Source organism: Micromonospora sp. NPDC049257 (assembly GCF_040678915.1).
Taxonomy (GTDB): Bacteria; Actinomycetota; Actinomycetes; order Mycobacteriales; family Micromonosporaceae; genus Micromonospora; species Micromonospora antibiotica.
Map to the genome: position 1 here is coordinate 1 of NZ_JBFAQU010000002.1, position 12,525 is coordinate 12,525.

General features: G+C 72.8%; 13 protein-coding genes. 3 read left to right on the top strand and 10 right to left on the bottom strand.

Annotated features, from left to right (window positions below; genetic code table 11):
• Positions 1–173 precede the first annotated feature (173 nt).
• The 4 genes from AB0K25_RS03945 to AB0K25_RS03960 form a co-directional block, all read right to left on the bottom strand.
• A complete protein-coding gene (locus AB0K25_RS03945) occupies positions 174–830 on the bottom strand; it encodes a DedA family protein (RefSeq protein ID WP_208569160.1) in 657 nt (218 codons plus the stop codon).
• Between the two features lie 78 nt (positions 831–908).
• Positions 909–1,394: a YcxB family protein gene (locus AB0K25_RS03950; protein ID WP_219463689.1), complete on the bottom strand. Its 486-nt coding sequence runs from the start codon at positions 1,392–1,394 to the stop codon at positions 909–911.
• A gap of 33 nt (positions 1,395–1,427) precedes the next feature.
• The gene (locus AB0K25_RS03955) at positions 1,428–1,862 is read right to left on the bottom strand and encodes a VOC family protein (RefSeq protein ID WP_219470198.1); all 435 of its coding nucleotides are present in this window, start codon (positions 1,860–1,862) and stop codon (positions 1,428–1,430) included.
• A gap of 37 nt (positions 1,863–1,899) precedes the next feature.
• Entirely contained in the window at positions 1,900–2,292 is a 393-nt protein-coding gene (locus tag AB0K25_RS03960) for a VOC family protein (protein ID WP_363818312.1), read from the bottom strand.
• A 162-nt stretch (positions 2,293–2,454) separates the two neighbouring features.
• On the opposite strand from AB0K25_RS03960, the gene AB0K25_RS03965 reads away from it, so the two are divergent.
• Complete coding sequence (locus AB0K25_RS03965) at positions 2,455–5,322, top strand: aconitate hydratase (protein WP_219463691.1); 2,868 nt, start codon at positions 2,455–2,457, stop codon at positions 5,320–5,322.
• A gap of 80 nt (positions 5,323–5,402) precedes the next feature.
• On the opposite strand, the gene AB0K25_RS03970 is transcribed toward AB0K25_RS03965, so the two are convergent.
• From AB0K25_RS03970 to AB0K25_RS03985, 4 genes are all read right to left on the bottom strand, one after another.
• Entirely contained in the window at positions 5,403–6,014 is a 612-nt protein-coding gene (locus AB0K25_RS03970; RefSeq protein WP_208569165.1) for an ATP/GTP-binding protein, read from the bottom strand.
• The gene (locus AB0K25_RS03975) at positions 5,995–6,381 is read right to left on the bottom strand and encodes a DUF742 domain-containing protein (RefSeq protein WP_208569166.1); all 387 of its coding nucleotides are present in this window, start codon (positions 6,379–6,381) and stop codon (positions 5,995–5,997) included. Before AB0K25_RS03975 ends, AB0K25_RS03970 begins: the two co-directional genes overlap by 20 nt.
• Before the next feature lie 5 nt (positions 6,382–6,386).
• Entirely contained in the window at positions 6,387–6,809 is a 423-nt protein-coding gene (locus tag AB0K25_RS03980; RefSeq protein WP_208569167.1) for a roadblock/LC7 domain-containing protein, read from the bottom strand.
• A gap of 77 nt (positions 6,810–6,886) precedes the next feature.
• Positions 6,887–9,319, bottom strand: a complete 2,433-nt coding sequence (locus AB0K25_RS03985; RefSeq protein WP_363818317.1) for a nitrate- and nitrite sensing domain-containing protein — start codon at positions 9,317–9,319, stop codon at positions 6,887–6,889.
• A gap of 293 nt (positions 9,320–9,612) precedes the next feature.
• Here AB0K25_RS03985 and AB0K25_RS03990 point away from each other — a divergent pair, with 293 nt between their 5' ends.
• Positions 9,613–9,861, top strand: coding sequence for a DUF2630 family protein (locus tag AB0K25_RS03990; RefSeq protein ID WP_208569169.1), 249 nt, complete (start codon positions 9,613–9,615; stop codon positions 9,859–9,861).
• A 47-nt stretch (positions 9,862–9,908) separates the two neighbouring features.
• Here the strand turns inward: AB0K25_RS03990 and AB0K25_RS03995 are convergent, their stop codons facing one another.
• Positions 9,909–10,838 carry an RIO1 family regulatory kinase/ATPase gene (locus AB0K25_RS03995; RefSeq protein WP_363818321.1) on the bottom strand — a complete coding sequence of 310 codons (930 nt, stop codon included), beginning with the start codon at positions 10,836–10,838 and terminating at the stop codon, positions 9,909–9,911.
• Between the two features lie 157 nt (positions 10,839–10,995).
• Positions 10,996–11,643, bottom strand: a complete 648-nt coding sequence (locus AB0K25_RS04000) for an HAD-IA family hydrolase (protein ID WP_219463695.1) — start codon at positions 11,641–11,643, stop codon at positions 10,996–10,998.
• 231 nt (positions 11,644–11,874) lie between these two features.
• Between AB0K25_RS04000 and AB0K25_RS04005 the strand changes: the two genes are divergently transcribed.
• Entirely contained in the window at positions 11,875–12,447 is a 573-nt protein-coding gene (locus AB0K25_RS04005) for a TetR/AcrR family transcriptional regulator (RefSeq protein WP_208569172.1), read from the top strand.
• Positions 12,448–12,525 lie beyond the last annotated feature (78 nt).

Consider the following 12,525-nt stretch of genomic DNA (forward strand, 5'->3'; position numbering starts at 1 on the left):
GAACACCGCGTCCTACCGGATGAGCGTCGACAACCTCGCCGACTGGATCGCCACCCGCGGCTACACCTCCTGACCCGCTACTCGTCCTGACCTCGGACACCGATCGGGCCGCCCCCCACCCGGGGGCGGCCCGATCGTCGTCGGTACGGCCGGCTCCCGCGCCCGGTTGCAGCTCAGCGGTCGGTGCCGGCCGCCACCGGTTCGGCCTCGTCGGTGGTCGTCGTCGACTCCAGGCGGCGGGCTCGGCGGCGCAGCCACCAGGTGCTGGCCACCCCGCCGAGTACGGCCAGGACCAGGCCGGCCCAGGAGATGTCCTTGAGCCAGTGCTCGGCCGCCCGGCCCAGGGTGTAGAGCAGGTAGGTGGTGCCGAAGGCCCAGACCAGGCCGCCGGCCGCGTTGGCCACCAGGAACCGCCGGTACGGCACGTGCAGCGCGCCGGCCAGCGGCCCGGCCAGGATGCGCAGCAGGGCGACGAACCGGCCGAAGAACACCGCCCAGACGCCGTGCCGGGCGAAGCTCTGCTCGGCTCGGGCGAGTTGTGCGGGGCCCAGGTGTTTCGGGAAGCGCCGGCCCAGCCGGGCCAGCAGCGGACGGCCGCCCCGGCGACCCACCGCATAGCCGACGGAGTCGCCGACGATCGCGCCGAACGCCGCGGCGGTGGCGACCCAGTGCGGCTCGACCACCCCGGTCGCGGCCAGCAGGGCGGAGCTGACCAGCACGATCTCGCCCGGCAACGGGACACCCATGCTCTCGACGCCGATCACCCCGGCGACGATCAGGTAGACCACCCCCGGGGGAAGTGCTACGAGCCAGTGCTGAACGTCGACCACTACGGCACCCCTTCCGACCCGACCTCGAACCCTACCCGCGCCGGGCGGGTAGGGCGGGCCCCCGGGAACACGGTGCGGTCAGCGGGGTTCGAGCAGGCCCCGGGCGGTCATGAAGCTGTGCAACGTCGCGGCGTCCTCGGCGGGCATCAGCCAGCGGGGGATCACCGTCGCCGGCATCCGGCCGACGTACACGATCCAGAAGTCGCCGGCCTCCCGCACCCGGGCCACCCCGTCCCAGGCGATGCCGCCGGACTCCGAGCCGCTGCGCATCATGATGTTGTCGTCGGTGATGTCGTAGCCGCCCTCGACCGCGTAGTCGTCGGAGCGGCGTCGGGCCCGCCAGCGCACCCAGGGCGCGTAGAGCATCGACAGCAGCCCGCCCACGAGCAGCACCAGCCACAGCGACGAGAGCCGGCCACCCCGGGAGACGAGCAGGCCGACCGCCCCGGCCGCCGCCAGCGCCACGCCGATGAGGGTGAACCGGCGCAGCCGGACGCTGCCGAGCGCGGCGGCCACCCGACCCGGGTAGGCGGGGTCGGCGGGGACGTCGAAACGGATGTGCACGCGGAAACGATAGTGCGGCGCGGCCGCGGTGGCTCAGTCGAGGCAGAACTCGTTGCCCTCGACGTCCTGCATCACCAGGCACGACTCGTCGTAGCCGCCGGCGGGCAGCAGGCGTACCCGGGTCGCGCCGAGGGCGACCAGCCGGGCGCACTCCGCCTCCAGCGCGGCCAACCGCTGCTCACCGACCAGGCCGGGGCCGATCCGCACGTCGAGGTGCAGCCGGTTCTTGACCACCTTGCCCTCGGGCACGCGCTGGAAGAACAGTCGCGGGCCCGCACCGGTGGGGTCGACGCAGGCGAACGCGGAGCCCTGCCGCTCGGGCGGCAGGGACCTGTCGAACGCGCCCCAGTCGGCGAACCCCGGCGGCGGTGGCGGGACGACGTAACCGAGCGCCTCGCACCAGAAGCGGGCGACCCGTTCGGGCTCCGCGCAGTCGAAGGTGACCTGGACCTGCTTGACCGACACCATCGGCACACCGTAGCGGCCGGGTCCGACACGGTGGCGCTCAGCGACCGGGGGCCGCCGGCCGGGTCGTCCGGTCGGGCAGCGGGGCGACGAACTCCAGCCGGTTGCCGTGCGGGTCGGCGGTGTGGAAGCGGCGCATCCCGGGCAGCTCGTCGTCGTCACCCCAGGTGACCGGGTGGCCGGCGCGGGCCAGCCGGTCGGCGAGGGCGTCGAGGTCGGGGCGCAGCAGCGCCGGGTGCGCCTTGCGGGCGGGCCGGAAGTCGTTCTCGACGCCGAGGTGCAGTTCAACGTCGTACCCGGTGAACCAGCAGCCGCCACGGGCGGCGAGGGTCGGGGGTTTGGGTTTCTCGGTCAGGCCGAGGATGCCCACGTAGAAGGCCCGGGACGAGTCCTCGGCACCGGGCGGGCAGGCGAGCAGCACATGATGGATCATGGTGGCACCTCCTCGTCCCGAACCCTGGCACGAGGTTGCGTGAATAGCAAGACGGACGTACGGTTTTGTTGGAAGACGACGAATCGGCAGTAAGTGTTACCTAACCTGGGCGGCCCTCCGCCTGGTGCGACAGACTGCTCAGGACTACTCACGGTCGCTGGTGTGAAGGAGTACGACGTGGCGAGCCTCGACACCTTCGGTGCGAAGACCCAGCTACGCGTCGGAGACGCGAGCTACGAGATTTTCAGGATCGGCCAGGTGCCGGGGCACGACAGGCTGCCCTACAGCTTGAAGATCCTGCTGGAGAACCTGCTGCGGACCGAGGACGGCGCGAACATCACCGCCGACCACATCTCCCAGCTCGGCGCGTGGGACCCCACCGCCGACCCGAGCGTGGAGATCCAGTTCACCCCGGCGCGGGTGCTGATGCAGGACTTCACCGGCGTGCCCTGCGTGGTCGACCTGGCCACCATGCGTGAGGCCGTCCGCGAGCTGGGCGGCGACGCCACCAAGGTCAACCCGCTGGCCCCGGCCGAGCTGGTCATCGACCACTCGGTCATCGCCGACCTGTTCGGCCGCGAGGACGCCTTCGCCCGCAACGTCGAGCTGGAGTACGAGCGCAACAGGGAGCGCTACCAGTTCCTGCGCTGGGGCCAGAGCGCGTTCAACGAGTTCAAGGTCGTCCCCCCGGGCACCGGCATCGTGCACCAGGTCAACATCGAGTACCTGGCCCGCACGATCATGGCGCGCGCAGAGGCGTCTGGAGTCATGCAGGCGTACCCGGACACCGTGGTCGGCACCGACTCGCACACCACCATGGTCAACGGCCTGGGCGTGCTGGGCTGGGGCGTCGGCGGCATCGAGGCCGAGGCCGCGATGCTCGGCCAGCCGGTCAGCATGCTGATCCCCCGGGTCGTCGGCTTCAAACTGCACGGCGAGATGCCGGCCGGCACCACCGCCACCGACCTGGTGCTCACCATCACCGAGATGCTGCGTAAGCACGGCGTCGTCGGCAAGTTCGTCGAGTTCTACGGCCCCGGCGTCAGCGCCGTGCCGCTGGCCAACCGGGCCACCATCGGCAACATGTCCCCCGAGTACGGCTCCACCGTCGCGATCTTCCCGATCGACGCCGAGACCGTCCGCTACCTGGAACTGACCGGCCGCGACGCCTCCCAGGTGGCGCTCGTCGAGGCGTACGCCAAGGAGCAGGGTCTCTGGCACGACCCGGACCACGAGCCGGAGTACTCCGAGCGCCTGGAGCTGGACCTGGGCACGATCGAGCCGTCCCTGGCCGGGCCCAAGCGCCCGCAGGACCGGGTGCCGCTCGGGGTCGCCAAGACGCTGTTCCGCTCGGCGCTGACCGACTACGTCGCCGACGACTCCGCCGGTGAGCGCGACCTCAAGCCCGGCGTCGCCCGCGAGCAGCTCCCCCGGGGCGCGAACGGCCCGGCCGACGAGGCCAGCGCCGAGTCGTTCCCGGCCAGCGACCCGCCCGCCAACGACTTCAGCGACCCCGCCGACGAGCCGCGCGACCTGGAGACCGCCGCCGTCGGCGCCGGGGGCCGGGCCAGCAACCCGGTCCGGGTCACCGGCAGCGACGGGGTGGAGTACGAGCTGGACCACGGCGCGGTGGTCATCGCCGCGATCACCTCCTGCACCAACACGTCCAACCCGCAGGTGATGATCGGTGCCGCCCTGCTGGCCCGCAACGCCGTCGACAAGGGCCTGAGCCGCAAGCCGTGGGTCAAGACCACCCTGGCACCCGGCTCCAAGGTCGTCATGGACTACTACGAGCGGGCCGGCCTCACGCCCTACCTGGACAAGCTCGGCTTCAACCTGGTCGGCTACGGCTGCACCACCTGCATCGGCAACTCCGGCCCGCTGCCGGAGGAGGTCTCCGCCGCCGTCAACGAGGGCGACCTGGCCGTCGTGTCGGTGCTGTCGGGCAACCGGAACTTCGAGGGCCGGATCAACCCGGACGTCAAGATGAACTACCTGGCGTCCCCGCCGCTGGTGGTGGCGTACGCGCTGGCCGGCACGATGGACATCGACCTGGCCAACGAGCCGCTCGGCGAGGACACCGAGGGCAACCCGGTCTACCTGCGCGACATCTGGCCCAACAGCGCCGAGATCCAGGACGTCATCGCCCAGGCGATCGGCGCGACCGGGTTCAGCGCCGCCTACGCCGACGTGTTCGCCGGTGACGAGCGGTGGCAGTCGCTGCCCACCCCGACCGGCGACACGTTCGCCTGGGCCGACGACTCCACCTACGTCCGTAAGCCCCCGTACTTCGAGGGGATGCAGCAGGAGCCGAGCCCGGTCGTCGACATCGCCGACGCCCGGGTGCTGGCCAAGCTGGGTGACTCGGTGACCACCGACCACATCTCCCCGGCCGGCGCGATCAAGGCCGACTCCCCCGCCGGCAGCTACCTCGCCGAGCACGGCGTGCCGCGCCACGAGTTCAACTCGTACGGCTCCCGCCGGGGCAACCACGAGGTGATGATCCGGGGCACCTTCGCCAACATCCGGCTGCGTAACCAGCTGGTCCCCGGTGTGGAGGGCGGCTTCACCGTCAACCACCTGACCGGTGAGCAGACCTCCATCTACGACGCCTCCACCGCCTACCAGGCCGCCGGCGTCCCGCTGGTCATCCTGGCCGGCAAGGAGTACGGCTCCGGTTCGTCCCGGGACTGGGCAGCCAAGGGCACCATGCTGCTCGGCGTCCGGGCGGTCATCGCCGAGTCCTACGAGCGCATCCACCGGTCCAACCTGATCGGCATGGGCGTGCTGCCGTTGCAGTTCCCGGTGGACACCACCGCCGAGTCGCTCGGTCTCACCGGCACGGAGACCTTCTCCATCACCGGCGTCACCGCGCTCAACGACGGCGACACCCCGCGTACGGTGCGGGTCAGCACCGACACCGGCGTGGAGTTCGACGCGGTGGTCCGGATCGACACCCCCGGCGAGGCGGACTACTACCGCCACGGGGGCATCCTCCAGTACGTGCTGCGCCGCATGATCGCCAGCTGACGTCGGCGTACGAAACGGGCCCTCTCCAGCGTGGAGGGGGCCCGTTCCCGTCGACGGGTGGCGTCGGGTCGCGACCGTCGTCAGCGGCCGCCGACCGCGCGCCGCCGGGAGTTCCGGGTCTTCATGGCGTGCTCCAGCAGGGTGATCAGCACGTTGCGGCTGGACTCCCGCTGCCGGGCGTCGCAGAGCAGCAGCGGCACCTCCGGGTCCAGGTCCAACGCCGTACGCACCTCGTCGAGGCCGAACCGCCGGGCCCCCTCGAAACAGTTCACCGCCACCACGAACGGGGTGCCCCGCCCCTCGAAGTAGTCGATCGAGGGGAAGCAGTCGGCCAACCGGCGGGTGTCGGCCAGCACCACCGCGCCGAGCGCACCCACCGCCAACTCGTCCCACAGGAACCAGAAGCGGTCCTGACCGGGGGTGCCGAACACGTAGAGCACCAGGTCGTCGCTGATGGTGATCCGGCCGAAGTCCATCGCCACCGTGGTGGTGCTCTTACGTTCCACCCCGGACAGGTCGTCGACCCCGATGCCGGTCTCGGTCAGCACCTCCTCGGTACGCAGCGGACGGCTCTCACTCACCGCACCGACCAGTGTCGTCTTGCCGGCCCCGAACCCACCCGCCACCAGAACCTTGAGCGCGGTGGGCAGCACCCGTGCCCCCGCCGGACGTTCAGAGCGCCCGTAGTCCATTGATCACCGCCTCGTAGATGCTCTCGTCGTTGACACCGGCCGGCTCCCGGGGTTCCTGTACCCGGACCAGGTCCCGTGCCACCAGGTCACCGAGGAGCACCCGTACGGTGCCCACCGGCAGGTCCAGTCGGGCCGCGACCTCGGCCACCGACTGCATGCGCTGGGTCAGCGCCACTATCGCCACGTGTTCGGGCCCCAGCCCGGCCTCCTCGACCGCGTTCGTCCGGGTCGCCGTGACCAGCGAGATCAGGTCGAACGAGCCGGCCACCGGGCGGGCCCTGCCCCGGGTGACCGCGTACGGGCGGACCACCGGGCCCGCGTGGTCGTCGACCCACTGCTCGTCCGCGGGGTCGCCGTCGGCGGCCATCGCGGTCAGCTCCCACCGGACGACTGGTCGACACCCCGGGCCGGGGACGCCACGTACTTACCCACCCGGGCGACCAGCATCGCCATCTCGTACGCGATCAGGCCGACGTCGGCGTCGGTGCCGGCGAGCACCGCCAGGCACGCGTTCGGCCCGGCCGCGGTGACGAACAGGAACGAGGACTCCATCTCGATGATGGTCTGCTGGACCTGCCCGCCGCCGAACCGTTTGCCGGCGCCCCGGGCCAGGCTCTGGATGCCGGCGGCCATCGCGGCGAGGTGTTCCCCGTCGTCGCGGCCCATCCCCTCGGACGCGGCCATCAGCAGGCCGTCGGTGGAGAGCGCGACGGCGTGCTCGGCCTGCTTCACCCGGCCGACCAGATCGTCCAGCAACCACGTCAGGTCGGCACCGGATGCCGTCGTCTGCCCCACTCGTCGTCCTCTTCCCCGGCGGTTCCGCCGTGCTCGGTTGCCGTGACCCCGTGGACGTCGCGTCCGTCGCGACGCCGTCAGGTGGCCGGGCGGTCTGCGTCGTCCGACCGGTCACCGCTGCGGGTGCCCTCCGACAGCCGGGCCGCGTCGGTCCGGCCGCGTCGGGTGCCCGACTGGTAGGCGCTCATCATCTGGCGCACCTGCTCGGGTGCGCGCCGGACCGCAGCACCGGCCCCGGTCTCCCCACCGGTCGGGGGGTCCCGCAGCTCGGGCGCCAGGTTCGCCTGTCGTACCCGCACCGGCAGGCCCGCGTCGGTCACCGGCCCCTCCACAGTAGGCGACGGCGGGTCGGCGTCGGCGTCCGCCGTCCGTGCGTCCCCGGCCACCGCGACGGTCGGGGTGGACGGTCGGGCGACGGTCACCGGCAGACCGGTCGGGACGGTCGGCGCGTGCAGCGCGTCCTGCGCCGGGCGTCGCTTACGGGACCGGGCCGGCAGGCCCGCCGGGGTCACCGCGTCCGACGGCGGTACGGCCCTCGGGCTCACCGGGGGCCCCGCGTCGGCCGCCGGTGTGGCCTCGGCGGTGGCCGGGCGTCGGGCGACCACCGGAAGCGCGCCGGACGGGCTCGGGTCCCCCGGCACGACCAGCTCCGCCGGGATCAGCACCACGGCGGTGGTCCCCCCGTAGGCGGACTCCTTGAGCTGCACCTTCACCCCGTGCCGCTCGGTCAGCCGGCTCACCACGTACAGCCCGAGGCGGGCGGCGTCGGCCAGGTTCAACTCGGACCGGTCCACGATGCGGCGGTTGGCGGCGAGCAGTTCCTCACCGGTCAGACCCAGACCACGATCCTCGATCTCGATGGCGAACCCGGCGGTCACCAGGTGACCCCGCACCTCGACGGTGGTGTTCGGCGGGGAGAAGGACAGGCCGTTCTCGATCAGCTCGGCGAGCAGGTGGATCACGTCACCGACCGCCCGGCCGGCGAGCGCGACCGGGCCGAGCGGCAGCACGTCCACCCGGGTGTAGTCCTCGACCTCGGCGACCGCGCCGCGCACCACGTCCACCATCGGCACGTTGCGTCGCCACGCCCGACCCGGGGTGGCGCCGGAGAGCACGATGAGGTTCTCCGCGTTGCGCCGCATCCGGGTGGCCAGATGGTCGACCCGGAACAGGTCCTCCAGTTCCCCGGCGTCGTGTTCGCGCCGTTCCATCGCGTCGAGCAGGGTGAGCTGGCGGTGCACCAGCGCCTGGGTCCGCCGGGCCAGGCTGAGGAACACCCCCCGGACGTTGCGGCGCAGCTCGGCCTGCTCGACCGCCGTGCGGATGGCGGTCTCCTGGACGGCGTTGAAGGCTCGGCCCAGCTGACCGATCTCGTCGTCGCCGAAGTCCAGCGGCGGGGCCTCGCGGGCCACGTCGACGTCCTCGCCGTGGCCGAGGCGGTCCACCACTCCGGGCAGCTGTTCGTGGGCCAGCCGCAGCGCGGCGTCGCGCAGCCGGGCCAGCTGCCGGACCAGGTGCCGGGCGGTGCTGATCGACACCACGATCGAGGCGATCACGGCGATCAGGCCGAGGCCGGCGGCGAGCACCAGCCGGACGATGACGCCCACCGCGACCGGGGTGGCCCGGTCGATGAGCGCGTCGCCGACGCTCACCCCGAAGTCCACCTGCGCCTGCATCGCCGGCCCAACGGTCGACTGCCACTCCTGCTCGGTCAGCGGCAGGGTGGTGCCCGACCGGGCCTGCTGGATCACCCGGTCCTCCAGCAGCCGGAACCGGGCCACCGCGTCCGAGCCGGCGAGCTGGTCGTAGCGGACCCGGTCGGCCGGGGACAGCTCGGCGACCGCCTCCGCCGTCTGGTAGCGCTGGGCGCCGACCAGTTGGGTGAAGCGGGCGTACTCGTCGCCGGTCATCCGGCCGGCCGCGAGCACGCCGGTGATCAGGGCATCCTGTTGGGAGATCAGCTCCCGCACCTGGTAGAGGTCGACCAGGGTCTCGCTCTCCGCGGCGATCCGCGTGTCGTCGAGCTGCCCCAGCGAGCCGTACATCCGCAGCACCCCGGCGAGGACCCCGGTGTACGCGGCGGACGCCTCGGCCCGGGTCATCTCGGCGTCGCGCACCGACTCCCGGATGCCGGTCAGGCCACTCAGGCCGGTCAGCACCTCGTCGACCCGGCGGCGGGTGTCCTCGCCGGTGGCCAGCTCGGCCTGCCAACTGCCCACCGAGGTGCCGAACTCGTCCGCCACCTGGTCGGTGCGCTGCCACTGGGTGCTCAACGCATCGAGTTGCCGCTGGGCCCGTTCACCCAGGTAGGCGTTGGCGAGCCGCCGCTCCTCCTGGAGCGCGGTGAGCAGCGACTCCCCGGGGTCGGCCACCCGGCTGTTGAGGGTCTGCACCCAGAGCAGGTTGAAGCCGTCACCGACGGTCACCCACGCGGCGAAGGACCAGAGCGCGACGAGGGAGGTGAGCAGGGCCACGATCTTGGTACGCAGACGCGTGCTGCCGGAACCCATCACACCGCCCCCGGGCCGGACCGTGGCCACCGGACGCCCGACGCGTCACGGCACACCTGAACCCGGCGCACGCTAGCAGTCGGCACCACCATCGCTCAAGCCATGCTGATCATGGAGGCGGGGCCGGTGCCGCAGGTCCTGGGGCGATGGTGACCACCGTGGATGGTGCCGGCACCCCCGGAGGCAGCCGACCCGGCGACCACCCGGCGCGGGCCACGGCCGGTCTGGCCGCCGGCGGACCGGCCGGCCCCGAACACGGGCGCGGGCGACCCTGCTGTGCCAGGCTCAGGGGCATGGACGACAAGACCATCCTGCATCGGATCTCGGAACTGGTCGACGAGGAGCACCGGCTCCGCTCGGCCGCCCAGGACCACGAATCCGGCACCGACGACGAGGCCAAGGAACACCTGCGCGCGCTGGAGGAGTCGCTGGACCAGTGCTGGGACCTGCTGCGCCGCCGCCGGGCGGCCCGGGAGGCCCACGGCGACCCGGAGGCCCAGGGGGCCCGACCGGTGTCGGAGGTCGAGCGTTACCTCCAGTGACGCCCCGACGTCCCGGACGGCCGGTTGCCGTCCGGGACGTCACCCGTTCAGCGCACCCCCGCCTCGCGCAGCAGCAGCTCGGTGAGGGCGGCCGGGTCGGTGTCGGCGGCGGGCAGCCCCCGGGCGGTGAACCAGGTCGCCACCACCCGCACGTCGCGGGCCAGGAACTCCGGTCCCTGCGGGTTGGCCACCACGTCGACCACCTGCGGCAGGTCGATCATGACGAGCCGCCCGGCGTGCACCAGCAGGTTGTACGGCGACAGGTCGCCGTGGGCGTAGCCGGCCCGGGCCAGCACCACCAGGGCGTCCACCAGTTGCTCCCAGAGGGAGCGCAGCGGGGCCGGGTCGGGGCGTACCTGGGCCAGCCGGGGTGCGGCGGTCCCCTCGTCGGGGTCGCCGACGAACTCCAGCATCAGCTCGGTGCCGAGCAGCTGCACCGGGTACGGCACGGCGATCCGCCCGGATTCCGCACCGATCTCCCAGAGCCGGGACAGCGCGGCGAACTCGGCCGCCGCCCACTGCCCGGCGATCATCTGCCGGCCGAACGCCGTCCGGCCGGCCATCGCCCGGTTCTCCCGGGACCGGCGCACCCGGCGTCCCTCCAGGTAGCCGGCGTCGCGGTGGAAGAGCCGGTGCTGGGCGTCGCGGTACCGCTTGACGGCCAGCAGGCAGGACCGGTCGGTGTCGGGCACCGCCCGGCGGACGAGGTGCACGTCCGCCTCCTTGCCGGTCTTGAGCACACCGAGTTCGGTGTCCCGGGCGGCCAGCTCGGTGACGAGCCACGGCGGGTGCGGTTCCGGACCGTGCACGGCCTCGTCCCAGGAGGACCAGTGGTCCTCGGGCTCGGGCTCGGGCTCGTCCTCGGGTGCGGTGCCGGCCGGCTGCCGGCCGTACGTCAGGAAGGGTGTCTCGTCGTCGTCGAAGCGGCTTCTGCCGCGGCCACGGCGCTGCGGCGCCGGGAGGTCGTGTTCGCGCACGGTGCTGGTGATCCCTTGGTCGAGGCTGGTGAGGGCAGGTGGTACGACCCTGCAAAGACGGCCATGACCGACCTCCTCTCCTCGACCGGGCCCCGCCCGGCTGCGCGCTCCCGCGCGGGCCCATGCTGACCGATACCCCGCCCGGCGCACAACCGGATTACCCCCCGGCGAGCACCACCGAGACCGCCGCGATCAACGAGTCGACGGTACGGGTGGGGGCGAACCGCCCGTCGGTCCAGCTGCGCCCCCGGTGCAGCCAGACGCTGGGCAGGCCGACCGCGGCGGCCCCGCCGATGTCCGCCTCCGGGCTGTCGCCCACCACCCACGCGCCACGCAGCGGCAACCGGGCCCGTTGGGCGGCCAGCGCGAAGATCCGGGGGTTGGGCTTGCTCACCCCGGCTTCCTCGGAGATCACCCAGTCGGCGACGTAGCGGTCGAGGCCGGTCTGCCTGATCTTGGCGTCTTCCAGCCGGACCGAGCCGTTGGTGACCACCACCGGCAGCCACCCGGCGTCGTCGGCGATCCGCAGCGCGCAGGCGACCAGCGGGTCCAGCCGGGTGTAGCCGACCACCCCGTCGTGCAGCTCCTCGACCAGGTCGATGGAGGGGATGCGCAGCGCGTAGCGGTCCCGGATGGCGTCGGCGATGTCCCACCGGTCGGTGAGGCCGTCGGCGTCGATGGACAGCAGCCAGTCGATGTCGGTGGCCGGGGCGCCGATCTCGGCCAGGAAACCCTCGGCCCAGGCGCGGAACGGCCCGGCCCGGTCGAGCAGGGTGTTGTCCAGGTCGAGCAGGAGCAACGGCACTGAGGCACCTTACGGGAGGAAGGACCGCCGCCGACAGGGTCGAACCGCCCGCCGGCGACCGTCGGGCTGCCGGGGCCGGATGGGGGCGGTGGGCGGGTAGGGGGAGGTGACCGGGGCTGTCGGCACCGGCCGATCCTAACCGGACGGGCGTTCGGCAGGACGAGGTGACGACCCGATAGCAAGCCGTACGTACGGTTTGCCTTGCGGAGGGTCACCTGCGACGATCGACCCGTGCCCAGAGTAAGTCAGGACCAGCTCGACGCGCGCCGGCAGGAGATCCTGGGCGCGGCCCGGGCCTGTTTCGCCCGGCACGGCTACGAGGGTGCCACCGTGCGCCGGCTGGAGGAGGCGACCGGCTTGTCCCGGGGCGCGATCTTCCACCACTTCCGCGACAAGGACTCACTCTTCCTCGCCGTCGCCGAGGACGACGCCGCCGTGATGGTCTCCACGGTGGCCCGCCACGGCCTCGTCCAGGTGATGCGGGACCTGCTCGCCCGCGCGGTCTCCCCCGACACCACCGGCTGGCTGGGCAGCCAACTGGAGGTGTCCCGGCGGCTGCGGACCGACCCGGCCTTCGCGCGCCGGTGGGCGGAACGCTCCGCCGCCATCGCCGAGGCGACCCGGGACCGGCTCGCCCGGCAACGCGACGCCGGGGTGCTCCGCGAGGACATCGACATCGACGTGCTGGCCCAGTTCCTGGAGCTGGCGTACGACGGGCTGGTGCTGCACCTGGCGATGGGCCGGCCCGCCGGTGACCTGGGGCCGGTGCTCGACCTGGTCGAGGAGGCCGTCCGCCGGCACTGACCCACCCGGGCCGGCAGCCCGGATCTCGGCTCGGTAACTCGCCCACCGCCCCGGTGCCGGCGTGGCGGGGCTGCTCCA

Excerpts from the sequence above, each read along its gene's own strand:
- AB0K25_RS03955 (WP_219470198.1), bottom strand. The coding sequence starts at position 1,862 with ATGGTGTCGGTCAAGCAGGTCCAGGTCACCTTCGACTGCGCGGAGCCC.
- AB0K25_RS03960 (WP_363818312.1), bottom strand. The coding sequence starts at position 2,292 with ATGATCCATCATGTGCTGCTCGCCTGCCCGCCCGGTGCCGAGGACTCG.
- AB0K25_RS03970 (WP_208569165.1), bottom strand. The coding sequence starts at position 6,014 with ATGGACTACGGGCGCTCTGAACGTCCGGCGGGGGCACGGGTGCTGCCC.
- AB0K25_RS03975 (WP_208569166.1), bottom strand. The coding sequence starts at position 6,381 with ATGGCCGCCGACGGCGACCCCGCGGACGAGCAGTGGGTCGACGACCAC.
- AB0K25_RS03985 (WP_363818317.1), bottom strand. The coding sequence starts at position 9,319 with ATGGGTTCCGGCAGCACGCGTCTGCGTACCAAGATCGTGGCCCTGCTC.
- AB0K25_RS03990 (WP_208569169.1), top strand. The coding sequence starts at position 9,613 with ATGGACGACAAGACCATCCTGCATCGGATCTCGGAACTGGTCGACGAG.